The 26,211-nt window shown below is 44.0% G+C and carries 23 protein-coding genes; 16 read left to right on the top strand and 7 right to left on the bottom strand.

The features are described from left to right. Window positions 1–110: 110 nt before the first annotated feature. Together ccoG and HWQ47_RS05110 are read left to right on the top strand one after the other, a co-directional pair. Window positions 111–1,595: a cytochrome c oxidase accessory protein CcoG gene (gene ccoG, locus HWQ47_RS05115; RefSeq protein WP_269970106.1), complete on the top strand. Its 1,485-nt coding sequence runs from the start codon at window positions 111–113 to the stop codon at window positions 1,593–1,595. A gap of 271 nt (window positions 1,596–1,866) precedes the next feature. Beyond that, complete coding sequence (locus tag HWQ47_RS05110; protein ID WP_269970105.1) at window positions 1,867–3,480, top strand: AMP-binding protein; 1,614 nt, start codon at window positions 1,867–1,869, stop codon at window positions 3,478–3,480. 158 nt (window positions 3,481–3,638) lie between these two features. Here the strand turns inward: HWQ47_RS05110 and HWQ47_RS05105 are convergent, their stop codons facing one another. Continuing rightward, a complete protein-coding gene (locus tag HWQ47_RS05105) occupies window positions 3,639–4,685 on the bottom strand; it encodes an alpha/beta hydrolase (RefSeq protein ID WP_269970104.1) in 1,047 nt (348 codons plus the stop codon). 149 nt (window positions 4,686–4,834) lie between these two features. On the opposite strand from HWQ47_RS05105, the gene HWQ47_RS05100 reads away from it, so the two are divergent. From HWQ47_RS05100 to HWQ47_RS05075, 6 genes are all read left to right on the top strand, one after another. Next, entirely contained in the window at window positions 4,835–5,104 is a 270-nt protein-coding gene (locus HWQ47_RS05100; RefSeq protein WP_269970103.1) for a hypothetical protein, read from the top strand. A 463-nt stretch (window positions 5,105–5,567) separates the two neighbouring features. Beyond that, the gene (locus tag HWQ47_RS05095; protein ID WP_269970102.1) at window positions 5,568–7,082 is read left to right on the top strand and encodes a DUF3360 family protein; all 1,515 of its coding nucleotides are present in this window, start codon (window positions 5,568–5,570) and stop codon (window positions 7,080–7,082) included. A gap of 153 nt (window positions 7,083–7,235) precedes the next feature. Next, window positions 7,236–7,580 (top strand): DUF3703 domain-containing protein, encoded by a 345-nt coding sequence (locus HWQ47_RS05090; RefSeq protein ID WP_269970101.1) that lies wholly within the window; start codon window positions 7,236–7,238, stop codon window positions 7,578–7,580. Window positions 7,581–7,889: 309 nt separating this feature from the next. Further along, window positions 7,890–8,687, top strand: coding sequence for a phosphorylase (locus tag HWQ47_RS05085; protein ID WP_269970100.1), 798 nt, complete (start codon window positions 7,890–7,892; stop codon window positions 8,685–8,687). 955 nt (window positions 8,688–9,642) lie between these two features. Further along, entirely contained in the window at window positions 9,643–10,416 is a 774-nt protein-coding gene (locus tag HWQ47_RS05080) for a nuclease-related domain-containing protein (RefSeq protein WP_269970099.1), read from the top strand. 344 nt (window positions 10,417–10,760) lie between these two features. Beyond that, window positions 10,761–11,561 carry a hypothetical protein gene (locus HWQ47_RS05075; RefSeq protein ID WP_269970098.1) on the top strand — a complete coding sequence of 267 codons (801 nt, stop codon included), beginning with the start codon at window positions 10,761–10,763 and terminating at the stop codon, window positions 11,559–11,561. 429 nt (window positions 11,562–11,990) lie between these two features. On the opposite strand, the gene HWQ47_RS05070 is transcribed toward HWQ47_RS05075, so the two are convergent. The 4 genes from HWQ47_RS05070 to HWQ47_RS05055 all read right to left on the bottom strand — a co-directional run bounded on the left by HWQ47_RS05070 (window position 11,991) and on the right by HWQ47_RS05055 (window position 17,463). After that, window positions 11,991–13,808: an ABC transporter transmembrane domain-containing protein gene (locus tag HWQ47_RS05070; RefSeq protein WP_269971669.1), complete on the bottom strand. Its 1,818-nt coding sequence runs from the start codon at window positions 13,806–13,808 to the stop codon at window positions 11,991–11,993. 402 nt (window positions 13,809–14,210) lie between these two features. Further along, complete coding sequence (gene hutZ / locus HWQ47_RS05065; RefSeq protein ID WP_269970097.1) at window positions 14,211–14,825, bottom strand: heme utilization protein HutZ; 615 nt, start codon at window positions 14,823–14,825, stop codon at window positions 14,211–14,213. A gap of 62 nt (window positions 14,826–14,887) precedes the next feature. Continuing rightward, window positions 14,888–15,394, bottom strand: coding sequence for a heme utilization cystosolic carrier protein HutX (hutX, locus tag HWQ47_RS05060; RefSeq protein WP_269970096.1), 507 nt, complete (start codon window positions 15,392–15,394; stop codon window positions 14,888–14,890). A 32-nt stretch (window positions 15,395–15,426) separates the two neighbouring features. Continuing rightward, entirely contained in the window at window positions 15,427–17,463 is a 2,037-nt protein-coding gene (locus HWQ47_RS05055) for a TonB-dependent hemoglobin/transferrin/lactoferrin family receptor (protein ID WP_269970095.1), read from the bottom strand. Between the two features lie 299 nt (window positions 17,464–17,762). Here HWQ47_RS05055 and HWQ47_RS05050 point away from each other — a divergent pair, with 299 nt between their 5' ends. From HWQ47_RS05050 to HWQ47_RS05015, 8 genes are all read left to right on the top strand, one after another. Further along, window positions 17,763–18,494: an energy transducer TonB gene (locus HWQ47_RS05050; protein WP_269970094.1), complete on the top strand. Its 732-nt coding sequence runs from the start codon at window positions 17,763–17,765 to the stop codon at window positions 18,492–18,494. 38 nt (window positions 18,495–18,532) lie between these two features. Then, window positions 18,533–19,267, top strand: coding sequence for a MotA/TolQ/ExbB proton channel family protein (locus HWQ47_RS05045; protein ID WP_269970093.1), 735 nt, complete (start codon window positions 18,533–18,535; stop codon window positions 19,265–19,267). Then, a complete protein-coding gene (locus HWQ47_RS05040) occupies window positions 19,264–19,677 on the top strand; it encodes an ExbD/TolR family protein (protein WP_269970092.1) in 414 nt (137 codons plus the stop codon). The genes HWQ47_RS05045 and HWQ47_RS05040 overlap by 4 nt, the downstream gene beginning before the upstream one ends. A 47-nt stretch (window positions 19,678–19,724) precedes the next feature. Continuing rightward, entirely contained in the window at window positions 19,725–20,645 is a 921-nt protein-coding gene (locus HWQ47_RS05035) for a heme/hemin ABC transporter substrate-binding protein (RefSeq protein WP_269970091.1), read from the top strand. Between the two features lie 36 nt (window positions 20,646–20,681). Then, the gene (locus HWQ47_RS05030) at window positions 20,682–21,698 is read left to right on the top strand and encodes a FecCD family ABC transporter permease (protein WP_269970090.1); all 1,017 of its coding nucleotides are present in this window, start codon (window positions 20,682–20,684) and stop codon (window positions 21,696–21,698) included. 12 nt (window positions 21,699–21,710) lie between these two features. Next, window positions 21,711–22,475 (top strand): heme ABC transporter ATP-binding protein, encoded by a 765-nt coding sequence (locus tag HWQ47_RS05025; RefSeq protein ID WP_269970089.1) that lies wholly within the window; start codon window positions 21,711–21,713, stop codon window positions 22,473–22,475. A 190-nt stretch (window positions 22,476–22,665) separates the two neighbouring features. Continuing rightward, window positions 22,666–24,072, top strand: a complete 1,407-nt coding sequence (gene hutW / locus HWQ47_RS05020) for a heme anaerobic degradation radical SAM methyltransferase ChuW/HutW (RefSeq protein ID WP_269970088.1) — start codon at window positions 22,666–22,668, stop codon at window positions 24,070–24,072. Window positions 24,073–24,136: 64 nt separating this feature from the next. Next, window positions 24,137–24,469, top strand: a complete 333-nt coding sequence (locus tag HWQ47_RS05015) for a DUF2956 domain-containing protein (protein WP_269970087.1) — start codon at window positions 24,137–24,139, stop codon at window positions 24,467–24,469. Window positions 24,470–24,584: 115 nt separating this feature from the next. Here the strand turns inward: HWQ47_RS05015 and HWQ47_RS05010 are convergent, their stop codons facing one another. Continuing rightward, complete coding sequence (locus HWQ47_RS05010; protein ID WP_269970086.1) at window positions 24,585–25,445, bottom strand: ion transporter; 861 nt, start codon at window positions 25,443–25,445, stop codon at window positions 24,585–24,587. Between the two features lie 301 nt (window positions 25,446–25,746). Then, window positions 25,747–26,040: a winged helix-turn-helix domain-containing protein gene (locus HWQ47_RS05005; RefSeq protein ID WP_269970085.1), complete on the bottom strand. Its 294-nt coding sequence runs from the start codon at window positions 26,038–26,040 to the stop codon at window positions 25,747–25,749. Window positions 26,041–26,211 lie beyond the last annotated feature (171 nt).

Genomic DNA, 26,211 nt, shown 5'->3' with positions numbered 1-26,211 from the left:
TATAAAACTACTATATTTCAGTAAGTTAAATAATTACGTTATTGGCCTGATGATTGCTAATTAGGAGGGAGAAGTGTTGAGTATGTTTCCCCACCTTTTAGAGAGAGCAGATGAACAATAGCAAAACGAATCAATTAAACGATGTCACCGAGATATTTACCCCGCCAACCGAAACGGCCAGATATTTGAATAATGAGCAGGCTATTGAGTTCAGAGAGATCACAACCACAACTCAATTATCCAAAGCTAGCAAAAAAGCACCACCCGAGCCGGGACACATTCATATTCGCGAACAAAAAGGTATCTTTCAACGAATACGAACCTCGACTAACAGCTTATTGGTCTGTTTGTTTTTTATGCTGCCATTTATCTCCTACCAAGATCACCAAGCGATATTGTTTGATTTAAGCCAGCAGCAGTTTATCTTTTTCAGCACCACACTTTGGCCACAAGACTTTACCGTATTAGCTTGGGTGTTTATTACCGCCGCCTTTCTACTCTTTTTCATTACGGTATTTTGGGGAAGGATCTGGTGTGGTTACCTCTGCCCTCAAACGGCTTGGACTTTTATGTATGTCTGGATAGAGACTCGGATAGAAGGTAACCAAAATAAGCGCATTGCCTTAGACAAGGCCCCTTGGTCCAGCAGCAAACTCATTAAAAGGCTTATCAAGCATACAACTTGGGGAATCACCGCCCTGCTTACCGGCTGTGCTTTTATCGCGTATTTTGTCCCTGCGCGCGAACTCTATATTGATATATTGAGTTTTCAAGCCAGTTTTTGGGTCGCTGTTTGGGTGTGGTTCTTTGCTATTTGTACTTATCTTAATGCCGGCTGGATGCGTGAACAGATGTGCCTGCATTGCTGTCCTTATTCCAAATTTCAATCTGTGATGTTTGATGCCAATACCAAAACGGTCACCTATGATGCCAATCGAGGTGAAAGTCGGGGACCGAGAAAACGTAAACAACACACTGAATTGGGTGATTGCGTTGACTGTCACTTATGTGTCGATGTGTGCCCTACCGGCATAGACATACGTAATGGCCTGCAATACGAGTGCATCAATTGTGGCGCCTGCGTCGATGCCTGCAACCAGACTATGGATAAATTTGGCTACCCAAAAAACTTAATTTCTTATGTCAGCGAATATGCGCTAAAAGGACAAAATAAGCCTGTATATCGTTCACTTAAGTTTATCGGCTATGGTGTCTCAGTACTTGTCATGTTGGTCGTGATAGGCATAGATATGGCCAATAAAAGTGACATACAACTCAACGTGCTACGTGACAGACAACATCTTTATCGAGAAACTTCAGACAATTTAATTGAAAATAGCTATACGCTTAAGATACGTAATAAAACCCAACAAATCAGACACTACCTGTTGTCGGTCGATAACTCAGCATTTCAATTAGAAAACAATCCTCAATTGGTTATCAATCCGGGTGAACAGCTCACTCATCCTGTTACGCTAATAGCTCGCAGTGGTGCATTGACAACTAACCGAACCGCCATCAACATTTTAATCACTGAAGTAGACAAGCCCGATAACAGTGTATTCCAACAAACCAACTTCTTTGGCCCCGGCTAACTCGTAAAAGTATGGGGCTATTAACCCCATACTTTTACAGCATAAATTTCAGCCAAACTTGCATCAATATTGAGTATTCACTCTACTTTCGACCAGCCACTAACAAACGTTTCAATTGTGATCAATTTAATGATTATTGTTGACCTAAGCCTATTTTTAGCTCTAATCTAAACGCCTGTTTGACTTCCAAACCAAACACATTTTTCATAACATAAAGTAAGCTCAAAGCAGACAACTCAGTCTTCAATATTTTGAACAAGGGCATTTAAGCATGGCATACGATTCAGATCTGGAACTTGACCGAACCCAATACACCTCACTTATTGATTTGATTGAAAAAACCAGTGAACGATATGATGATAAAACCGCCTATGCTTGCCTTGGACACCACACATCATTTAACGAAATTGAGCGTGACTCTCGCTATTTTGCCGCTTACCTGCAGAATATTCAGGGCTTAAATGTCGGCGACCGTATTGCAATACAACTGCCTAACATTACCCAATTTGTTATCGCCGCCTATGGTGCAATACGAGCCGGCATGGTGATAGTGAACACTAACCCTCTCTATACAGAGCGAGAACTTATTCACCAATTCAACGATTCCGGTGCCAAAGCCTTAGTTGTGCTTTCCGATCTGCTACCAACACTGGTTAACGTGGTGGCTAAAACCCAAATAGATACCGTTATCTCAACCCATGCTTTAGATTTAATCACCCCCAAAGATCAACCTCAAACTCAGCCTACAGTGCCCTTTCCAACCCTGAGATTTACTGATGTATTAAGCCAAGGTGCTGAACTTGAATATCAAACTATAACCTCTCAGCTTGAGCAATTGGCCGCCTTGCAATACACAGGTGGCACGACCGGACTCTCTAAAGGGGCCATGCTAAGTCACGGAAATCTTATCGCCAATGCCATGCAGATTAAGTCTCGGGTCGGCGACAAGCTCATTAAAGGAGAAGAGATTTTCGTTGCACCTCTGCCCATCTATCATATTTACGCTTTTATGGTGAATTTGGTGCTCTACTTTGAACGAGGTGCATGCTCAGTACTGATCCCGAATCCGAGAGATATTTCTTCGCTCATCCAAACCATATCTCAATACAAATTTAGCGGATTTGCCGGACTCAACACCCTGTTTGTCGGCCTGTGTCATCAACCTGAATTTAAAGCCTTAGACTTTAGTCATCTGAAAGTGACGATCTCAGGTGGCACCGCTCTGACTCATGCTGCCGCCAACGTATGGCAACAAACCACTGGCTGCACCATATCTGAAGGCTATGGATTATCAGAAACCTCCCCCGTGGTCTCGCTAAACTCACCAGGCCTAGAGCAAATTGGCACCATCGGCAAGCCCGTTTTAGGCACTGAAATTAAAATTATCGATACCAACGACCAAGAAGTCGCGTTAGGTGAAAGTGGGGAAGTGGCAGTTCGTGGCCCTCAAGTGATGCAAGGATATTGGAACCAAGCAGAAGAGACTGCGGCTGTGATGACCCAAGATGGTTTCTTTAAAACCGGTGACATTGGTGTCGCCACCAGTGATGGATTTCATAAGATTGTCGATCGTATCAAAGATATGATCATCGTCTCAGGCTTTAATGTTTACCCTAACGAGATTGAAGATGTGCTCTCAAACCTCGACATTATATTAGAGTGCGCCGTCATCGGCGTAAAAGATGAGCGCGCAGGTGAGAAAGTGAAAGTGGTTATCGTGCTTAATGAGCAAGACGCCGACCATAATGAGGCCAGAGTTCAGATTGATGCTTACTGTCGAGAGCAGCTAACCGCCTATAAGGTTCCTCGCATTATCGAGTTTGTCGCAGCACTACCAAAATCAACCGTGGGTAAGATCCTAAGGCGAGAATTAAGGGAAGGCTAAGATAAAGGGAGCGAGTTAAAAACATAGCAAAGAAAGTAGCGAGCCAAAGATAAACTCAGGATGACGGAATCAACAACTGAGCCGTCATGCTGAACTTTTCTGTTGCTAAAGAGTAGTATCAAGCTCTCATCTTTTAGCTCGAAACTCGTAGCTCTCAACTACAGCTCTTCCAACCAATTATTAACCACAGGTCTAACCTCTTCACCAACCACCACGCCCATATGATTAACTCCAGGTAAAAGCTCGACTTCACCTTGTGTATACAAGGAGAGCAGAGGCGAATACTGATCTGCAAACATGGTCTCGTCCGCCGTTCCGGCAATCAACAATAGAGGTTGAGTGATACTGCTGAGATCTCGTTTATAATCTCGGGGAGAGAATGAAGTATTCAACCTAAATGAGTAAGCTAATGTCTCCATGCCATTACGGATCTCTTTCGGGATATTAAAGGTGATACACGTTAAGTAATCAAGCTGATGTATCCCCAGATTATTGAGCATGGTTAACCCGATAATTCTCGCCGTATAAGGTTTAGCCCACCCTCCCGCATTGGGTCTTGTTGTCGGTGCATTATAAAAAATAAAGGGCGCCAACAGCAGATAAGCATCTATCAATTGACCATACTGGCCGCCCGCAAAGCGTATCGCCAAGCCGCCACCGGAGGAGTGACCCCCCATAATGATAGGACCACTGCGAGGTTTAGGTCTTATCTTATCAATCAAGTCAGCCAAGTCATCTTCAAATTGACCGATATAATCGATATCTCCGCGCCTTTGGGGATGTACGCCATGGCCTCTCAAATCTGGTGTCACTACCTGAGCAAGACCTTGTTCACTGATGTATTTAGCCAAAAGATAAAATTGCTGACTATGCCAGCCTGAACCATGTAGCAGAATTAACAGCTTATTGGAATCACTGGGATAGTAACGATAATCCAATGATGCACCATCACGGGCACTGTAACTTTGAAGCGCAGGCATATCGCTATAGTCAATCATCATCTGTGAAAAATCGATACTTTTATCCATCACTTCCCCCTCTTTTACAGAAGCTATGTTTACAGAGGCGATGTCACTGGCAACACTCTCCTTTTGAGCATCAACGACATTCGGCTCACTAAAATAGACAAGACCAAAAGCAATCCCTAAGTAGATGAGAAGAGAGATACTCAGCGAAATAAAAATCCGTTTTACGATCCGTGACATAATTTATCTTTGAGTTAACTAATGGTTACATGCTCATCATGTAACCATCTTCAAACAAGTTCAACAAATTTGATGTGCTTCGAATGACGGTCCTATCTTTTCTTATGCATGTGGCATAATGGCGCTAAGTACATAACAGAGTCGTAATAATGGACAATGAACAAGATAGCTACATGACTGAAGAAACTTTAATTGAAACAGTCGAAAATCAAATCGCCGACGGTGAACCAAAAAAGGTAAAAGCAACCTTGATGCGTTTAGTCATGACTGGCACGCCTCGTGAAGAAGCTATTCAATGGATGGCATGTGCGTTGGCTGTCGAAGTATTTGATATCATGAAGCATGGAGCCACTTTTAACGCAAAGCGTTATGACCAGCATTTGGATGCACTACCCAATATGGACTGGTTAGACGATTAATCTAGTGGTCGACCAAAGCTAGCTAGCCTTCAAACGAAGGCTGATTACATTTTGTTAGTTTATATTTGAGCTTTTGGCTGAATTGGTATTGGGTTTGATTATTGAAGGACATACCTTAATTATTTTTTATTGTCTCCCGCTGGATATGTGCACAATTTATTTTTCGGCCATATTTTAGAAGTTCACAGTCGCTTCGATACCCGTTTATTCTGCCTGCTACTTTGTTTAGTGAGTAACTCGCTAAACAAAGCGTGAAATGCCGTCCAAAACACTTTGGCCTCCTTTGACTACAACATTAGGACTTTTGCAAGCTGTTGATTTAAAGCCTGTAAATATATATTTACCTACGACTAATGTCTCAGTCTAAAATGCTTTCTATTGTTCGCTATGCTTTCTGGCTTCAGATAAAGTGCTTCTAATTTATATGGCATAGCACTTTTTAGAGAGTGAACAAAGGAATGATATGAGCAGTAATTCTGGATCTGTGCATGAGCATGAACAAAAAAATGAACCTCCCAAAACGGTAGATGAGTTGAGTTACCAGCAACAACATAAACCCAGTTCTGCGTTTAATTCCCGTGAAGAATATTTAGAACACGAATTGCAAATAATGGATCCCAAACGCTGGCGTCCTAACTGGCCTTTTAAAGACTATCGATTTGAACTAGAAGATTCTATTCCAGCCATGGCAGCGACGATTGGTAAAGTCGTGATGGTAGGCGCAATAGCAACGACTTTTGCCACATCGTTAGGACTAGAAGAGAGCTTTATATTAGAAAATGTGCGCTATGAGTTAATCATTGCAGCCTTCTTTATTGTTATTTTTTCAGGCTTTTTATTACCTACAGCAAACTTAGCGGGTACCCACGGCCCTCTTATTCCCATTATTCCTATTGTAGTTGCAGCAGGTGGTCATCCAATGGCGTTTGGGCTACTCATTGGTGCGCTGGGATTAATATTAGCGATTAGCAAAGGCGGGAGTATGCTGGCAAACTTGACCAGCAAAGGCGTGTGCGGCGGATTACTCTTATACCTTGGCTTTGTCGGTACGGTTTCGCAGGTTGAAAAGTTGTACTCGTGGGCAAATGATATCGGCATGGCACACATCGCCTTTGTTGTTATTTTTTGTACGATAATTTTATATGCATTGCTTGAACATTGGCGTAAACGTTGGCTAGCAGTCCCGTTAAGCTGCTTACTCGGTGGCACATTAGCCTTTGCTATGGGCGCACCATTTGAGTTTCAGACAGGTCCAGGCTTGCCTAACATGGATCCTATGTATTGGTGGGGTGACAAGACTGGCTGGATGCTAGGTTTACCCACCTTAGAAAGTTTTGTGGTCGTGCTACCCTTCGCGGTTTTAGCTGTAGCAATGTGGTCGCCAGACTTCTTAGGCCATCAAGTATTTCAAAAAATAAATTATCCAGAGCGCACTGAAAAAGTACAAATGAACATTGACGACACCATGACAAGTGCCTCTATTCGTCAAACATTTGGATCACTGTTAGGGGGGGCCAACTTCACCTCATCTTGGGGAACCTACATCATCCCCGCTGCTATCGCTAAACGCCCGATCCCAGCAGGCGCGCTACTCACTGCTCTATTTTGCATTATCGCCGCGTTATGGGGTTATCCAATGGATTTAGCGATATGGGAACCTGTGCTGTGTGTTGCATTAGTAGTCGGGGTGTTTATACCGTTACTTGAAGCAGGCATGGAGATGACCAGAGAAGGCAAAACAACCCAATCGGCGGCCATAGTTGTGTTCTCGTCGGTACTGGTCAACCCCGCTTTTGGTTGGTCGCTCACCATGCTACTTGATAATCTAGGCTTGATTGGTTGTAAAGATCGCAGTGCAAAATTAACGAAGATGAATCGCTGGATTGTCCCCAGTATTATGTTTGTGGTATTGACTGGCGTTATGGCAACGGTTGGTTTATTACCTGGCATCCCTGCATTAATTTCAGATTTGAATTAATGGCTCTGATTATTCCTTAAAATAAGTGATAGTTTGAGTGCGTGGCCAGAAACATTATCATGCTGATATTGGATAAATTGTCTTGCTCATGCGAGTAGCATGGGCCGTTCTAGAAGTTCATAAAGCCTGATATTTGATTTATACGGAGTGATAATGCAACAAAAATTAAGGCAAGCCTTCGGTTCAGAAATGGATCAAGCTATTCATTTATACGCGAACGATGAGCTGGACTCTGCATTTTATCACCTTGAACGAGCCCATATTCTCGGGCAGTCATATATCTTCCCTCATACGAGATCACACTGGTGGATGCTAAAAGTTGGTTTTAAGCGAGGTCATTTTAGAGAGGTTTTCGGTCAAATGAGCAGAATTATTGCCTCCATACTTTTCTCTAAGATCTGGGTTCCTTTAGGTAACACCGGAGGATCGAATGTGAATCCAGTGCAGCCGATGCCAATACCCGATGATTTGAAGAAGTTATTAGATAAACATTCATGACTATTTATCACCAACTTAGCACCTGATGTGGACTAATGTGCAGATAAGTTGCCCCACTCTTTTAGAGCACCAAGCAAGGGTTCATTGAGTCGAGTTTTAGCTAATGAGATCAAAGCTTCGTCCTCATAAGTTAACAGAACAGGCTTGAAAGGGAGTTTTCACCTTTGAGCGATATACTCAAGGGTTTGACATAACAATTCAGAAGGGATTTAAGACTGCCAGCCTTAAATAAAGCAGCCGAAACAGCTACCTTTATGACAATAAAAAAATTATTATCAGTTAATTATGTTTGAGACTGGGTATCGTTTAATGCTTTGGACTAAGGCGGAGAAGCTTACAAAGAGTGGGGTGCAAACTGGTGCATTACTGCCGTTAACGGATGCCGATACATTAGTTAAGCGTTCTGGCGTGAACTATTTTGGCAATATAGTGACAAAGAATATGGCCAAAAAACACCAGCCACAGATGTCGCTACACGATCCTTTTGTTGCTCCTTATGATCCCGCACTCTACATTGACCAAGTCGGGGCTGAGCATATCTGTTTGCTCAATAAATTCCCTATTATCACTCCGCATATATTGATCTGCGCTAAGGACTATATTCCGCAGACATCAGCTTTGAGATTAGTCGATTTTGAGGCATGGATAAAGGGCTTTTCTTCGGCTGATACGCTGGGTTTTTTTAATGCTGGCCATGATGCAGGTTCTAGCCAAATGCATCTTCATATGCAGTTAGTTAAAACACCTATCTTGTTAGAAGACTTGATACTCTCTGGCCAATTACCCTTTAAACATTATCTGCTTCAATTTGAACAATTAGAGGCTGAATTGTTGATGCAGCACTATAGCGCTACCATGCTCCAGTTTGGGCGCTACACAACGACATTGAACCAAGGTTATAGCGAGTGTTTACCCTATAATATTCTATTGACTCAGCGATGGATGTTAATTGTGCCACGCACTACCAATCAAGTGGGCCCAGTGTCTGGTCACGGCCTGTGTTACAGCGGTCGATTCTTGGTTAGCTCCCAGGAGCAGCTTTGTTGGTTAACTGAGTATGGTTTTTTGCAGTTCCTGACTGATTGTGGTTATCCACTAGACGCATAGTTTTCTATCCAGCCTTGGAATGAAGGCTGATTACATTTTCATGTGTTAACTTTTGGTTGGTTTGGTATTGGGTGTCATGTTTGAGGGTCACACCTTCACTGTAATCTATCGCTTCGTTTTGACTTGCGATGTTGTACTTTGTTTTTGCACTTCTCCGTGGTCTCTGTGTCCTCCGTGGTGAATAGTCTTTGTTTGGATTGGTTAGCTAAAAGACAAAAGCTTGTTCTCGCCACGGTGAATATGGCGAAGCCATAAGCTTATGAACGAGATACTGGGACTGTAGAACTGGCTGTTAAACAGGGACGTTATTGTGCTGCGCTTCACGGAGTACACGGAGGTAAATCTACTTTGAAGAGGGTTATATTTTTACTTCTTCGTTAGCTATCGCTTCGGCTTGCGATGTTGTACTTTGTTTTTGCACTTCTCCGTGGCCCTCAGTGTCCCCCGTGGTGGATTATCTTTGAATGAAGTCTGATTACATTTTCTGGTTTGGCTTTTAGTTGAACTGATATTGAGCTGGACTGTTGAAGGTTGCACCTTAATTGTTATCTATCGCTTGCAGCGTGCTTACGTGCAAGTAATCTCTCGGTACGCTGTAAACCCATCCATGGGCGCTCTACGATTTCATCCCTGAAATCGAAGTCCTCGAGCTCACTTACACCTGTTCATAAGTCTCTTCGATTTGGCTTTATTGCTGGAGTCTAGTAACTCATTTTTGCCCCTTTATCATTTAAAGTAAAAGCTCATTCATATCTTGTTCATATGCCTTTACCGTACAAAAAGTTATCCGAATTCAACTCATCTAGAGATTATGTTTCACTGAGCAGTCGAATCTCCTAGCGCTGTCACTAACCCATTAATTATAAATTGAAGTGATGAATAAAAGACGGCATTCTGTGAGGATTAAAAGCGGCTGTTAGCCGTCAAAGTAGAGTTAGTTGAATAAGGAAATTTCGTGGATATATTAGGTCTATTTTCAGATGCTTTAGCTCAGGTGTGGTACATCATACCTTTACTACTCATCATATCGATCTTTAGGAGTCGTTGGTTTAAAGGTGTGTTCGGCGAGTTTTTAGTAAATCAGATATTGTCACGGTTGCCAGAATCAGATTACACGTTGGTAAAAGATGTAACATTACCCACAGATGATGGTACAACTCAAATTGACCATGTTGTTGTATCTAAGTTTGGTCTTTTCATCGTTGAAACTAAAAACATGAAAGGCTGGATTTTTGGTTCAAAAAATCAAAAGCAGTGGACACAGAAAATCTATCGTCACTCTTCAAAATTCCAGAATCCTCTCCATCAAAATTATAAACACGTCAAAACCCTAGAATCGTTGTTAGGCATAGATTCATCAAATTTACACTCAGTAATTGTTTTTATCGGTGATAGTACGTTCAAAACGGATATGCCTGAAAATGTTACTTATGCACGAGGGTGCTTGAACTACATAAAGCAGTTCGTACAGCCTGTATTCTCAGAGACAGAGTACACTCAAATTATTGAAGTCATCAATGACGTCAAACTAAAGAGAGGCGTTGTTACTGACCTTAGGCATCGACAGCATGTTACAGAGTTGGTCGCATCAAAAGACAGCGTAAAGCAGTGCTCACGCTGTGGATCCGCAATGGTTATGCGTGAAACAAAGCGTGGTGAAAATAAAGGTAACCAGTTTTGGGGTTGTTCTGCATTCCCCAAATGTAGGTCTGTGGAAGAATTCAACTAAAGAGTTGTTAAGGTTTCACGAGCAAGCCGAATCTGACCTGGCTCATCCCTGCCCCTTTGTGCGTTACTGGCGATAAGCAGTAATGATAAGTAGCAAGCCAGTTGACCTACTTTTACTAATCGATAAATGACAGTTACTGATTGCTTTCTATAAGACATCAATATCAATGCTAACTTTTCAATTTTCAGAGCTCATTTTTTCTGTTCCACCCTGATAGAGTTCTTATGAATCAATAGCTTTTCCAAGGTTAAGCTTAGATAATAGGTTTATTAAATGTGCATGCGCGTTTTGCCAAATATACGCGCATGCCTCATATTAAAATGTTATACGTTTAGGGAGGTTTGGTGAACGGAATCTGTGCATTGTGTACTAAATCGGCAAAGCTTAAAGACAGTCACTTTATGCCTAAAGGTGTTTACCGATCAATTAGTAAAGGTTTTCCTGAACATGGACAAAATATTGTTTGGATTACTGGTTCCGATAAATCGGCCGCCTATACAGACAAGCAAGCTAAAAAATACTTACTTTGTGAAAGTTGTGAGTTGAAATTCTCCAAAAATGGAGAGGATAAAGTACTCCCTTTGATGGCTCGTCCTAACGGATTTAAACTAGCTACAAAAATAAAGAAATTTAAAAAGTTGTCTCATGTAAAAGATGAAACTTGGTATTTCCCGTCAAATGAAGAACTAGCTTTAAATTTCATGTATTTTGCTATCAGTATTGCTTGGAGATTATCCGCAACAGATTGGAGTGTTTTCGGTCTCCTTGAAACAAAGAATTCAATTCGTGAAGAGAGCATGACTGCCTTTTCAGATTTTCTATTGGGAAATACCGACCTTCCTGTAAATACTTATCTAGCTGTATATGTTGATAATCAAATAGTTGATACACCTTCAATGGACTTTCCAACGGTTAAAAATCATGATGGCTACCAACATATAGTGTTTAACATTCCTGGTATAAAATTAAGCCTATTAGCAGGCAACAATCTAGGTGCGGGGATTCGAGAAACATTCTCTATTAATGCAACTAACGTTTATTTTGTTAGCCGTAGCTTGAAGACCCACCCTGATTACCATTTTATGGTTAATTTTCTAAAAAATGAATCAGTTGTAAAGGGTCGGCTACTGAAAGAACGTAGCTAAAGCGTATAACAAGCTAATAAGGACAAAAAACAGTTGACTGTTTTCGGTCCTCAACATTTTATCCAACAATTTTTTGCCCATTATTAGGGCGTTACCAAACAATTGCCATATGTTTCCTAATGGCAACCGTTGCCTTTAGAGGCGTTAACTCTAACAAACTTTTGTCCAGAAATGAGTCATCACTATAAAATCTAATTCGAAGAGATAAACACTCAGGTGTGAATGCGGCTGTGGGCGTTGGTGGCACGGATGCCACCGTCGAGCGTATAGGGACATATTTATAGCGTCCCGCAGAAGTATTTACACATCGGCCTGCTGCAAGCAATTGATTAAAATTGAGGTCATGGTTCCCTATAAACCTCCAAACAACAAACCAGCCCAATGAAACCAATCAAAAGATATTTAAAGGGCTTGTTATCCCACAAACTCCTAAGTTTCAGTAATCAACTGCAAACTGGCAAACTCGCGATAGAGTTCGCTCGATTGCATTAGATGTTGATGAGTACCGCTGGCCACAAGTTGTCCTTTATCCAATACCAAAATACGGTCAGCATTGAGTACCGTCGCCAGACGATGAGCGATGATAAGGGTCGTTTTGCCCTTCATTAGCGTGTCGAGTGCTTGCTTGACTTTTTGTTCGCTGATGGCATCTAACGCACTGGTAGCCTCATCAAGTAGCAGTATGGGTCTGTCAGCTAGTATAGCTCTGGCAATGGCGATGCGCTGTTTTTGGCCACCGGATAACCTGACACCTCGTTCACCTAAATAAGTTTGATAGCCATCTTTAAAATCACTGATAAACTCGTGGGCCTTAGCAGCCTTGCACGCTTCAATCACCTCATTTTCGGTGGCATCGAGTCTGCCATAACGCACATTCTCCAACACGCTCATGGCAAAGATCACTGAATCTTGCGGGACTAAGGCATATTGCTGACGTAGATCTTGTGGGGTTAACTGGGCAATATCGATCCCATCCAGTTCAATCACCCCTGAGTTTAAGTTGTAAAATCGTTGGAGTAGCTCAAACAGGGTACTCTTACCGGCTCCACTCTCCCCAACCAAAGCAACGCGTTCACCGGGTTGAATGTGGATATCCAGACCACAAATCACCTCTTCACCAAGCTCGTCGTTTACCCCACCTTCTTGGATATTTTGATAGGAAAAACGAACCTGATTAAGCTTAATCTCACCTGTCACCTTTGCAGATAAAAACTGTGGACTGGTCACGCTAGGAACATCAATAGGCGCCTCAACCAGCTCAATCAAGCGTTCGGTGGCACCCGCCGCGCGTTGGATCTCACCAATCACTTCACTGATGGTCGCCACTGAGCCTGCCACCATCACGGCATAAAACATAAAGGCCGACAGCTCGCCGCCTGTAATCGTACCAGCCATCACATCTTGCGCACCGACCCAAGTAACCAACGAAATAGCCAGAATACTGAGAAACATCACGGTGGAAATTAAGATTGAACGATATTTTATCCGCCCCTTGGCTGCATCCATTACCGCTTCGACACGATCGCCAAACAGGGCTCGGTCTCGCGCTTCATGGGTGTAAGCCTGCACTGTGTGTATTTCATGCAAAGATTCATCAACATAAGCGCCTAAATCGCCAACCCTATCTTGGCTCTTGCGGGAAAGATCTCGCACCTTACGTCCAAAAAAGAAGATTGGCCCCAGCACTAATGGCACGGCCAGTAACACAAGTCCGGTCATTTTAAGGCTAGTGACTGCCATCATCGCGATGCCGCCGATCACAGTGACACTCGCGCGCAGCGCCATCGACAGACTCGAGCCCACCACAGACTGCAACAGAGTTGAATCAGCTGTAAAGCGAGAAATCACTTCACCGGTGCGTAATTTTGCATAAAATCCCGGTGAGAGTTTTAATAGATGGTCATACACTTTCAGACGAATATCCGCACTCACCCGTTCACCAAGCCAGGTCATCAGATAAAAACGACAAAACACAGCCGCACTACTAATGGCAGTGATACCGATAAGCAGAAAGATGATCTCATTCAGCCTGTCACCATTATTGTGCAAGAAGCCCTCATCCACCATCAAGCGTACCCCTTGACCTAAAGAGAGCCAGGCAAGCGAGCCGATAAACAAAAACACAATTGCCGCAATAACTCGGGCTTTATAGGGCCGAAGAAAAGAGATAATCCATGGAAGTACAGCATGCTTAGCCGACTTAGGAGAAACTGACTGAGCGGATTCAGGAGTTGGCGTGGCAGCAATCGGCGCAGTGGAGATATCTTGACTCAAAGCAATATCCTTAGGAGCAATAATAAAAAATTCGCATAACGGTATAAGCCTATACCCAAGCTACTTGAAAATGCAGGATTCAGTGGGAATTTAATGCACTTTAGGCAAGGCATTGTTTGTAGCTAATGGTTGTTCCCTTAGCAAAATCAATAACACAGAATAAAGTGTATTAAAACCCATCGTAGAAGGCTTTGCGCAAGCTCACTTCGTTGTTGCATTAGCTTAAAAGGGAGTCACCATTTATACGCCAATGCGTCTAAAATTGAACTCGCGCAAAGCCTCTGAAACGAGCATTTCCAGGTTGTTTGGGTATATAATAACAAAACCCACGTATAAACGTGGGTTTTGTTATTATCAGCAAGTGATTACTTCACTTTACATTGGCGCGGCTTGAGTTGAAAACTCAGACTGAGGTGATGCCCCATGATGACCATCACGTTTCCAATTAACGTCGAGCAACTCATTACCTGTCAAACTAAATGCCTGTCCAAATCCCTTCACATACAGGCCCTGTTGAGGACTAAGTTTAAACAGATTAAAGTCTTTCAATTGCGACAAGTTATCTATCATCTCCCCAAATCGCTCAGACAGGGCAGCAACCCCTTTAGTAAACAGTTCGCTGTCTCTAGCCACCAGTTCAGCCACCGCATCGAAGGTTAATCGCTTACGAGCAAACACCGTTTTAGCTTCACTTTCATCTTCCAGTAACATCACTGAAACTGAAGGTGATTCTTTTAAGTTGGTGCCATGACGAGCAAGTTCGCTGACTAAAATATAGAAGCCATCATCGGCCAAAGCGAATGGCGCATAGCTGGCGTTCGGCACTCCTGCGGCATCTTGAGTGGCCAGTTGCAAGGTTGAGCGCTCTGTTTTAAAACGCTCAATTTCAGGGAGTAACTTTTCTCTGAGTCGGTGAGCTTTATCTTGCAATGCCTCTGTACTCGCTTCTGCGCTTTCGCCTTTCTGACTCTCTATCTGTTTGTCTGACATAATCTTCTCTCTTACTTCCATCCTGCAAAAATTGCCACAAAACATCCAACCAAGATGGCACCCTATGCTGCTAGGGAACGTTCTTTTAATGCTTTGAAACGAGTCACTTGATCTGGGAGTAGCACTCGTTTGCTATCACGCCCCAGATACACTTTGAATATCATCTCGCCTTCACTGCCAAAGAAGTTGATTGAATGACTCTCCTTACCTCGAAATGGTCGACTCACCAAGACAATTGCAGTTAAACTGTCGAGTTGTAGATGACCATGTAAGCCGTCACCTTCTGTGATTAGGTTGTAGTATCCATAGGCATATTTCCCTTGGGGGAATTCACCTTTAAATTCGAAAATACTGCCGGACACTACAACGATGGTGGTCATGGGCCCCCAATGCGGCAAACACGACAACAACTCATCTTTGTTTGTTAATGGAAATTGACTCATCTGCTCTTCAGGCAGAGCTAATACCACTGCTAACTCAGAAACACCAAGCTCAGCTGCTGCCTGACTCGGCATTGCATTAGGGTTATCATCAAGATACTGACATATCACTTCATTACTGGACTGCATCAATTCATTCCTCATTCTTGAAGCTAAAAACATTAGAAACGGTAACGAGCAGACAATTTCATGTTACGTCCCTGCCCATATAAGGTATCCCACGCCTGACGGTACTCGTCATCGCCGATATTCTCGATGGAAAAATCCACCCGTAATCCTTCAAAGCTGCCCATGGCCGGTTCCCACGCTACATACACATCCCATAAAGTATAAGAGTCATAGTCATTAAGGTTGCCTTCTGGCAGTTGATCTTGCTGAGCCACGTATGTCACTCGAGTGCCCAACTTCATGTCACCTTCCATCATGCCTTGGGAAAGATCCACCCCAAGCTTGTGCGCTGGAATGTTACTTAAATACTCATTAGACTCTTTATCTTTGCCCTCTGTTTGACCGTAATTGAGTATCAAACGAGTCTGCTGAAAGCGATAACGTGTCGTAAACTCAAATCCCGTCAAACGGGCATCATCAACGTTATCCCAAGAGGTCGTTTGTTCAAGGCCAGGGATCCCCATAAGCGGGTTAGACACTGACTGCTCGATAAAATCGTCCACGTCATTTCTAAAGATATTAAGCGTGATAGCCAGTTCATCATCACCGGCTAATTCGGTGAAGCGCATATCTGCTTTTAGCTCTTTGTTCTTCGCTTTTTCAGCCTTTAAGTTCGGATTGATCTCGAACGTGTTACATAATCCACCTGGCAAAAAACCAGGAATAGGCGGAATGCAGAAATGAGTGCCTGTTGAATACATCTCTTCGACACTCGGAGCACGGAAAGCACCATCGTAACGCGCACTCAGAGTTAACCAAGAACGGGTATTCCAAACTAGGCCTAAAGAGGGTGAAAATGCACTGTCATCAGCAGATTTAGACAGATTAATACTTTCATTTTCAAAGGTGTCATACCTTAGGGCTGGCTCTACATAAAGCGATTCTGTAATGCTTACTCTTGCCTGAGCAAAGGCTCCCCACACCGTCGCTTTACCATCGATATCACTCGGTCTTTGTCCCGTTTGACCAAAGTCATCCCGCACTGTTTTTATCTTATCTTGATAGCCATCGACACCATAAGTGAGGGTTGTCCCACCAAAGATAGAGCTGTTATTAATGCTAAAACCAACCGTCTCATATTCGGTGCTATCAAGCTGATTTTTCGTTACCCTGTCTTCGTCATAATCGGTATGATTCCAATATAATGTGCTGTTAAGATCCAGATAGGGATTGGTGCTAGGACTTAAGTCATACTCTAATGTGAAATTCCTATCTTTACTCTTACGCCGAATAAGCGGTACTGAGTTACCAACCTCAGCCGCCGGATTACTCGGTACCAATTCATCGGTATCAGAGAAGCGTCCAGAAAATTGTAGTCGTTGGTCATCACTTGGCTCCCAGCCAAACTTCATCAAGCCACTGCTTCTTTGTGAGCCACTGTTAGCCAATGTTTGATCATTGCCACTTTTGATATTATTGCTGTCGTTATAACTGCCGTTAATCAACCAATCAAATGTATCTGCAACCCCATAAACAGCGCCGCTGGTCTTAACATTGTCACCATTACTTTCAAAACCTTGCTTAAGATAGCCACCAAAGGTGTCACCTTCATCAAGCATCTCTTTGGCCGACTTGGTATTTTGCGCCACCACGCCACCAATCGCACCACTGCCCCATAAGCTACTCGCAGGGCCGCGCACCACCTCAACAGAACTCAACAGTTCAGGATCCATAAAGTAAGTCCCCCTATGGCCCGAATTGGTATTCTGCCTAGCACCATCTATGGTCTGCAATACTCGCTGGCCACCTAAACCACGAATTTCAACCCCTTGTGAAGAAGCACGAGGGCCATTACCCACATTCACATTGGCCTCATTTCTCAATATATCCGCCACCGATGTCGACTGCGCTTCTTGTAACTCCTCTTCATCGACAACGACCACACTGCGGCCGGTATCTGATGCCTTTTCGCTTATTCGGGTTGCCGTTACCAGCACCTCATCAAATTCAGTAACTTGCTCTACTTGTTGGGCATAGGCTGTTGAGCTAAAAGCCATGGCTAGTGCAACCATTACAGGCTTCTTGGTCATGATGTTCATCCTCGAGTTCATTTTTTAAGTGCGGATTGGTAGGTCTAGTCTCAGCACTTTACCTGAGACTTAAAAACAGATCAAATGAAAATGATTATCATTTGCGATCTTATTACGATTCGTATATCTTAAGTAGGCGATAGATGAAACTGCTGGAAGAAGCAATTTGTATCTTGGCGTTAACCTTGTTTGCTATTCGTGAAATATTAATTTAATAACAATGCTTTAAATAAAATCCAGCACGATGAAACAGTGCTACTTACTTTGGTTCAGTTGTAACATTAAGAAGTTAACCGAACATGACACCTAAACGATATTTAACCTTTGCTTGTTTAACAGCCTTAATTCAAGGCGGTGTTATTGCATCTCAAAGTAAGCCGTCAGAACTGCGCACTGCTGGTATGGCAATGGGCTCGGTTCAAAGTATTAACCTGACGATCTCGACACCAACAGCCCAATCGGTCACTCCAGCAGCATTGCCGGTAGAGAACAAACCTGTAGATAGACCGCTGACGAAAGCGAAAGATAAGTTGCCAACAGCTGAGCCTAAAACGCCCCCCTTATTAATGACCAAGACTCAACTTCAAGCAACAATTCAAGCCAGCCCAGATCCACGATCTATACCTGATGTTCAACGGGTGACGGACAAAACTGTTATCAACAAAGTGCCTGAGGCCAAAATTGCACTTCAACCAACGACTGACCAGCAACAACAGCGTGAAATTCAGACTAAGCAAGGCGTTGCGCAAACTAATATTATGCTTAATCGTCCCACTTTTTCATCGCCACCATCCCAGCCTATATACCCCAAATTAGCCAGAAAACGGGGATTTGAAGGCACGGTGACTGTCGAGGTGATGTTCAATCAGATTGGTGAGCAACTCTCCCTCACCTTAATTGATAGTTCAGGTTTCTCCTTGCTCGATAAAGCGGCCTTAAATGCCGTCGAGAAGTGGCAATTCTCAGCCCCTTCACCACAAACAGCTTACGCCTACACGGTGAGAGTGCCGGTTAAGTTTGCACTTAACTAATTTGCATAAATATCAGCTACATCACCTAGGACTACTCCATGTCTCACCCGCTATATCAAACATTGAATGAACAATTAGGCTACCTGACTTGGCCGCTATTAATCTGTGCCTTCATTACCTTGATGATCACACTAGAGCGACTCGCCTTAATCCTGTTTGAACTCCCTAAGCGTGATAGCTGGTTAACAAAATTAAGACAAGATGCAGCCACTGCAACACCTGAACAATGCCAACGCTTACTTGTTAAGGTGAGTACTGGTAATAGCATGCTGGCAAAAGGTAGCTATCTGTTGCTCACCCATAGAGAACAGAACCGCCACATGCGTGAAGAGATCATTAACCTTTGGCTGATAAAACAGAAAGAGAAGCTGCGATCTGGTCTCAAAGTATTGCAGGTTATGGGGCTCATTACCCCTCTACTCGGACTGCTCGGCACAGTACTCGGACTCATTGAAATGTTTAACCAACTTGGCGTATCACAAGGTCCAGTGACCCCCTCTCAACTGGCTTCTGGTCTTGGTTTAGCCATGAACACCACGGCGGCAGGGTTAATCATTGCAGTGCCCGCCATCACCTTAGCTCACCTATTTAGCCTGTGGGCCGACCAACGCTGTAGCAATATTGCCCACGCGTTAAACCAGTTAAACCTCTGGCTAGATGGATGCGATCAAGCCATGAATATCGGCCAAGACTCAGACAGTAACCAACAAAAAATGGCACTAAAAAGTATCGATAAGAACAGCAAGAACAGCGCTGAGAGCTTAGCCCTATGATAGGCCTCAATGATGCAGAGAGTAGCCCGGTTTTAGGCTTAGATTTAACTGCTCTTATCGACATTATCTTTATTATCTTAGTGTTCCTGTTGCTCACCGCCAACACTCAACTGCTTAGCTTGCCAGTGGAAGTACCGACTGAATCGACGTCACAACTGACTCCCATAAGCCAAGTTGAAAACATCACAGTTAATGTGCTTGCCTCTAAGCCCCATTGGGCACTCGATGGTGTGATGTTTGATAATTTTGCTGAATTCGAATCCGCGTTTATCAAACAGTACCAGTCACAAAGCGAGGCTAAAGTAATTATTGCTGCAGACAAAACGGCCCCAGTGCAACCTTTAATGACACTGCTGGCACTGCTGCAGAGGCAAGCGATAACTAACACTCAAATTTTGATGGAACATTAGTCCCGAACTAAATCACCATCAGCACTTTTATCCATTTGGAGAGAAAAATGTCCGTACTGAAAAATTCGAAATTTAGCACCCTTATGCCACCGAGTATTCTAACAAGTACTTTACTTTGGGCTGGACTAACGGCCAGTGCATCGGCCCATGAAGCACAACATATCGAGACTAATCGGCTTATCAGTGCAGGGGCAGGCATGACTGAACTGGTGCTTGCTCTCGATGCTGGAGTTGATTTGGTCGCGGTAGACTCCACTAGCTTGATTCCTGAAGAGCTAGCGAGTGTAGAGAAGTTGGGCTACCACAGAATGTTATCGGCTGAGGGGATTTTAGCGCTGGATCCTGACTTGGTGTTGGGCACTGATGCCATGGGACCAGAAACCACCCTAGAGGTATTAAGAGGCGCTGATATCAAGGTGGTCAAACTTACCGGAGCTGAAACCGCAGAGCAGCTATTGAGTAATATTGATACTCTGGGAAAACTGCTGGATAAAAAAACTCAGGCTGAATCACTTAAATTTCGCGTAGCTCAATCCTTTGATTCAATTAAACAAAAAAGAGCAGACTTAGCTAATTCAGGCAAACTTCCCTCCATTCTATTTATGTTACTGCAAGATGGCAGACCTGTACGTGTAGGGGGTGAAGGCACGGCGGCAGATATTATCATCAAGTTAGCAGGGGGCAAAAATATCGCTGACTTTGAGGGCTATAAGAGTCTCTCCCAAGAAGGGATTTTGTCACTGCAGCCGGACCTTATCTTAATCTCTAGTCGCTCTGAAGAGGAGCAGGCTAACGGTGCCAATAAAGTCCTTAAACAGATGCCCTTGCTACTTCATACCCCCGCAGGTGAACATAAGATGATCCAAACTATACCCGCGCAAGCGCTGCTAGGTGGACTGGGATTGAGTTCGATTGACGCCGCAGACAAACTAGCAACGGATCTGATTGAGATACAAAAACGCTATTAATCAAAACTGAATGAACTAAAGAGAAAGAAACTCACTATGGAAAATCAGCCTTGGCTCTGGCCTGGTGTCTTGAGCTTATTAGTGATCACTGGCCTGTTATCTATTATCACAGGACCGCTGCAGATCACTCCCTTGGCCAGCTTTAATGCCGTGCTTAACTGGGCGACGCATGTAGATTTCGCCACCGTCGCTCCCCACGAACAGCTAGTGATCAATAATGTCCGTTTGCCCAGAACCATACTGGCTATGACGGTTGGCGCTATTCTAGCTCAATGTGGTGCAGTCATGCAGGGGTTATTTCGTAATCCTTTGGCCGATCCAGGGATCATTGGCGTATCCTCAGGTGCCGCACTTGGCGCGGCTATCTGCATCGTACTCTTGCCTGGCAGTGGCGAATATACCGTGGCGTTTAGTGCGTTTCTGGCTGGGCTTATCACCACCTTAGTCGTTTACCGTCTAGCGAGTAGTCCCTCTGGCACTTCAGTGGTACTCCTGCTGCTTTCCGGCGTAGCGATTGCCGCCTTAGCTGGCGCTGGAATAGGCCTACTAACCTACCTTGCTGACGATATGGCATTGAGGGATCTAACGCTGTGGCAGATGGGATCCATTGCTGGAGCGCAATGGCAATATGTCAGTTTAAGTTTGCTCGCTCTGGTCTTAATAAGCTGGCAATTCTCCCGTTCATCGACAGCCTTAAATGCCATGTTATTAGGTGAAGCTGAGGCTCGTCATTTAGGGATTGAGGTCGATAAACTTAAACTTAAGTTGATAGTGCTATGCGCTATTGGAGTTGGGATCTCAGTTGCCGCCACTGGCATTATCGGTTTTATCGGACTGGTTATCCCTCACTTAGTGCGCATGGTTATCGGCCCAGATCATAAAAGGTTATTGCCTATCAGTGCCGTATTAGGGGCTATTACTTTGGCATTAGCTGATATAGGTGCCCGCTCCTTGGTTGCTCCGGCTGAACTTCCCGTGGGCCTAGTCACCGCCATGCTCGGGGCTCCCTTCTTTATCTTTATGCTGTTAAAGCAAAAAAACAGGCTAATTTAGGCGTATATGACCATGATAGACATCAAACATGTTTCAGTCAGAATTAACCACAAGCCAGTGCTGACCAATATAAATCTGCAGATCAAACCCGGTAAAGTCACCGCACTGCTGGGCCCCAATGGTGCAGGTAAATCTACTTTACTCAAGTGCATATGTCAGGACAACCAACTCGATGCTGGCCAAATCGCTCTCGCTAACCGTCCCATTCAAGATTGGGATAGATTGTCACTGGCGAGAAACCTCGCCGTGCTACCACAACATGCCAGTCTCACTTTTCCTTTTGAAGTTCATGAAGTCGTCGCGATGGGACTCTATCCCCTCACCTTAAGTAGCAAGCAAGGTATGGCCCTTATTGATGAACAACTGGATCTATTGGCCCTAAGCGCGCTAAAACACCGAAGCTATCCAACGCTTTCTGGCGGTGAGAAGCAACGAGTACAACTGGCTCGGGTGCTAACACAGCTCCAACAAGCGACTCAGCCTCCGGTATTACTCTTAGATGAGCCGACCTCAGCTTTAGATCTAGCCCAACAACACCGAGTATTATCTCTGGCGAGAAGCTTAGCCCACCAGCAAGACTATGCCGTCGTGGTTGTACTTCATGATCTGAACCAAGCCTCACGTTACGCCGATGAACTAGTCATACTTGAGCACGGTCAAATCGTCAGTCAGGGAGTTCCTGGAGTGGCACTCTCCCCCGAGACCATTCGTCAGGTTTGGCAATATGATCCACTGGTAGTTATCTCTCCAGATAGCCATGTTCCACTGCTATTTTAAACGAGCTAGAATCTCGCCTAGAACCTAGGGTCTAGGCTCTCTCACCCAACAGCAATGATACCTATCGGTATGAGTCGGGCAATCTTTACATTCCACAACCGATTTTTTTGATCGACAACAACAAAAAACCAACCGGTATTGATTATCATTCTCAAAACTATTTTTTCATTCGTTTTGGTAGGTAATTGCCGTGAACAATATTCGACTTACACCAATAATGACCGGCATAGCCAGTCCAGATCCCCTCAAGTTTGCCTTTGCCGTTAAAGGCGCTGCCCATGCTGGTCGAGGGGGGAGTCATCCCATAGAACTGAATAATCAGCAATGGCACCATTGGTGGAATACTCCCACCTCGGCGATACAAAGAGCCTTGTATATACATATCCCTTTCTGTAGAAAACGCTGCAGTTTTTGTAACTTCTTCGAAAATGGCTCAAATCCGGCAAGGATAAGTCGCTATGTAGATCAACTTTCACAGCAACTCTATATTGCCTCACAAACAGAGTTCGCTCAAAGCGGTAACTTCGATGTGGTCTATGTGGGCGGTGGCACTCCAACGGATATGCAAGCCAATGAAATAGCAATCATCGGCGATGCAATTCACGCGTTTCCGCTATCCAAGACGGCTGAAATTACCCTCGAGGGACGTATCAATGGCTTCAGTGATGCCAAGTTCGAAGCGGCATTAGCGACAGGATTTAACCGTTTCTCCTTTGGGGTACAAAGCTTTAACACACAAGTCAGACAAGCGGCTGGTCGATTCGATAACAGGCAGGTATTGCTCGAACGATTACAGCAACTCAGTAGCCATCCAAGCGCCACGATTGTGGCCGATCTTATTTTTGGTTTGCCGGGACAAACCAGAAAGACTTGGCAGCAGGATATAGAAGATGTAATGACGTCGGGTGTCCATGGCGTGGATCTTTATCAGTTAATTGGCTTGCAAGGCACAAGGCTGAGTAAACAGGCAGAGAAAGAAAAGCAGACCGATGTGAATAACGATAAACAGCAAACACTCGCCCCCGCTGCCGACAGTCAAACTAGGGCCGACATGTATGCATCAGGTGCAGGCCGATTAGAGTCATCAGACTGGCAACGTCTTTCAAGTTGTCACTGGCGCCGTGATGCTCGAGAACGTAGCCTCTATAACTCACTCGCCAAGAGCGGCATAGAGATCCTCCCATTTGGTGCTGGCGCCGGAGGGAATATGCATGGCCATGGCATCATGAACGCCAGAGATCTCTCGAAATGGCACCAGTCGCACAGCTTTGAGGCAGGCTCAGATCTCAACCAAGCTTCTATTCCCTTTCAAGTCCCAGCTATGGTGATGTCGCCAAATCTATCGGCATCTCTGGATGCTCAACTTAAAGCAGGACTCGACAAGGGAGAGCTTGAGTTTACTCAGTTTGAAATTGAACGGGTCGAGCATCTAATGCCTCTGTTTAACGCCTGGCAGCGCAATGGGCTTGTTAAACTCAATCATCACACCATGACACAAACCTTGGCGGGTCGATTCTGGAATGTAAACCTACAAGCAGGTCTGTTTGCTTATTTAACTGAGAACCCTTTTGTTGCAGCTAGGTGCCAAGTAAGCTGAACTCGGGATAAGTATTAACTCATGCTATAGTCGCTGCAATTAACAGAAGAGAAACGGATAAGTAATGGCAACGGCGAAGAATATCTCCGACGAAACCAAAAATGAAGCGATGAAAGTGGCTAAAGCCACTCAAAAACCGGGACAAAACAAGGAGCAAACTAAGCTCATTGCCGCAGGTATTGAAAAAGGGATCGCCGAGTATAAGAAACAAAACAAGAGTAAAGCCCGTGACCGAGACAAGGCTCGTAAGCAAGATATCAAAAGCAAAATACGGGCGAGTGCAACATCAGATACTGAGGTAACTGAAGTTGAAGACAAACCAAAAGTTCAACTGTTACCTTGGGGTTTACTTGTCATCAGCTGGATTGGGTTTGTCGCTTTCTATCTTGTAGGTTAAACAGGGATAAGTAACAAGTTAAAGATACAGCCAAGAAAGTGTCGAGTCGCGAGCTAGAAACAAAGCAAAGATGCTCGTCTCTTGTCGCTCGTGACTCATAGCTCAAAACTCGATACTAGAGTTTACCCTGCTGCACTAACATCTCTTTCAATTCAGCTATCTGAGACTTAAGCTCGGCCACATCGGCGACACTGGCAGGTTTGTCAGCTTCAACACTGCTGCCATCCAATACTGAAGCTAAAGCCAGTTCATCCGCCTCTTCTTGGCGCATAGCTTGAGTTTCCTGAGTCATAACATCAAGCACTGCACCCACCATCATATTCAAAAAAACAAATGCTGTCAGGAAGATAAAGCTTAGGTAAAAGATCCAGCTAAGCGGATAAACCGCCATCGTTTCATACATCACCGAAGTCCATGATTCAAATGTCGCCACCCTAAACAGGGTTAGCATGGCCACTGACACATCGCCCCAGAGGAAGTCATTAATATGAGCAAATAACATGCTGCCTATCGCGCCATAAATGTAGAAGATCACAAACATAAGCAGTGCAATATAGCCCATGCGCGGGATCGCTTTAAGCAGGGCATTCACTAGCATTCGCAGCTCTGGGATCATAGACACCAGACGTAACACTCTAAAAATACGTAACAGTCGAGCAATCAAGATCCCCGAACCACCTGCCGGAATAAGGCTACCGATAACGATAAGCGTGTCGAAGACATTCCAACCGTTACTAAAAAATTTCTTCGGTCCGTCACTGGCCAGAAAACGGATCACAATTTCCGCAGCAAAAAACACCGTAATAGCCACATCCATCACTACCAGCGTTTTCTCTAACCAATAGGGAAGATGATAAGTATGGGCACCTATTGAAAGAGCAGAAACAATAATCACAAAAATCACAAAACCCTGAAAGGCTTTGCTGTTATCAATGAGCTTAAGCTTGCTCTGAAGGCCAGAAACATTTGCCAGCACGTCATTCTCCTAGAATGTATAAAGATTTTTATATCCAAACGACTTGGAAATATAAGGACGCTGAAGTAAAAATTCAAGGCCTGTTAAGAAAAGAGAGCATTTTGTCAACCAATACCACAGCCGCGCGAATCTAGCAGATATTACTTAAGTCTATCTTAATAAACGAGTTGAAATAGCAAGGTCAAGCAGAAAAAATAAGGCAAGGTTGAAATCTGAAACAAGTTCAAAATGGCGAGAATATAAGGAGAACTTCACGACTCCAAGCTAACGCTTACTGCTTGGCAACAGTAAGCGCTCAGGTTTAAGAAGCTAAGATCTCAGTGATCGCATTTAAATGGCTACCGACCCAAGCACTACTGATGGGCCCCCAAGTCTCAATTCGATAATAGCCAGAGTTGTTACGCTCACCATCCTGAATAAATTTGCATTCAATGCCAATATCACCCAATACGGCGATGGCATCTTGCAACGTACGTCTGGGCATGCCCGTTAATTTATTTAAAGAGAGTAAATTGTGCTGTTCACTGTCAATATGATGGGCGAGATAGAGCTTACGTAAAAAAGCCTTCTTCTGTTTAGAGACGTCAATATCCAATGCATACCTAATTGTTATTCATTATTTTGGTTCTGCCATGCTAACAGAGATACAATCCCAAAGGCCATCTCTAGCTAAAAAGGCCCCAAGAAAATCATATCCTTGGAGCGTGAGTTAGTAAATTCACAAGCGCAACTCAAGGATAAATAGTTAACACTTCCCTGCTGTTAA

Origin of the sequence: Shewanella sp. MTB7 (assembly GCF_027571385.1) — a bacterium.
Lineage (GTDB): Bacteria > Pseudomonadota > Gammaproteobacteria > Enterobacterales > Shewanellaceae > Shewanella.
Note: the sequence above shows the minus strand (reverse complement) of the source record. Positions and strands in the feature narration are given on the sequence as shown.

Bases quoted from the DNA above. Each gene is read 5' to 3' on its own strand.
- HWQ47_RS05090 (WP_269970101.1), top strand. From the start codon at position 7,236: ATGCAACAAAAATTAAGGCAAGCCTTCGGTTCAGAAATGGATCAAGCT.
- ccoG (WP_269970106.1), top strand. From the start codon at position 111: ATGAACAATAGCAAAACGAATCAATTAAACGATGTCACCGAGATATTT.
- HWQ47_RS05045 (WP_269970093.1), top strand. From the start codon at position 18,533: ATGTCTCACCCGCTATATCAAACATTGAATGAACAATTAGGCTACCTG.
- HWQ47_RS05035 (WP_269970091.1), top strand. From the start codon at position 19,725: ATGTCCGTACTGAAAAATTCGAAATTTAGCACCCTTATGCCACCGAGT.
- HWQ47_RS05100 (WP_269970103.1), top strand. From the start codon at position 4,835: ATGGACAATGAACAAGATAGCTACATGACTGAAGAAACTTTAATTGAA.
- HWQ47_RS05050 (WP_269970094.1), top strand. From the start codon at position 17,763: ATGACACCTAAACGATATTTAACCTTTGCTTGTTTAACAGCCTTAATT.
- HWQ47_RS05105 (WP_269970104.1), bottom strand. From the start codon at position 4,685: ATGTCACGGATCGTAAAACGGATTTTTATTTCGCTGAGTATCTCTCTT.
- HWQ47_RS05085 (WP_269970100.1), top strand. From the start codon at position 7,890: ATGCTTTGGACTAAGGCGGAGAAGCTTACAAAGAGTGGGGTGCAAACT.
- HWQ47_RS05055 (WP_269970095.1), bottom strand. From the start codon at position 17,463: ATGACCAAGAAGCCTGTAATGGTTGCACTAGCCATGGCTTTTAGCTCA.
- hutZ (WP_269970097.1), bottom strand. From the start codon at position 14,825: ATGTCAGACAAACAGATAGAGAGTCAGAAAGGCGAAAGCGCAGAAGCG.
- HWQ47_RS05025 (WP_269970089.1), top strand. From the start codon at position 21,711: ATGATAGACATCAAACATGTTTCAGTCAGAATTAACCACAAGCCAGTG.
- HWQ47_RS05110 (WP_269970105.1), top strand. From the start codon at position 1,867: ATGGCATACGATTCAGATCTGGAACTTGACCGAACCCAATACACCTCA.
- hutX (WP_269970096.1), bottom strand. From the start codon at position 15,394: ATGCAGTCCAGTAATGAAGTGATATGTCAGTATCTTGATGATAACCCT.
- HWQ47_RS05040 (WP_269970092.1), top strand. From the start codon at position 19,264: ATGATAGGCCTCAATGATGCAGAGAGTAGCCCGGTTTTAGGCTTAGAT.
- HWQ47_RS05030 (WP_269970090.1), top strand. From the start codon at position 20,682: ATGGAAAATCAGCCTTGGCTCTGGCCTGGTGTCTTGAGCTTATTAGTG.
- HWQ47_RS05015 (WP_269970087.1), top strand. From the start codon at position 24,137: ATGGCAACGGCGAAGAATATCTCCGACGAAACCAAAAATGAAGCGATG.
- HWQ47_RS05095 (WP_269970102.1), top strand. From the start codon at position 5,568: ATGAGCAGTAATTCTGGATCTGTGCATGAGCATGAACAAAAAAATGAA.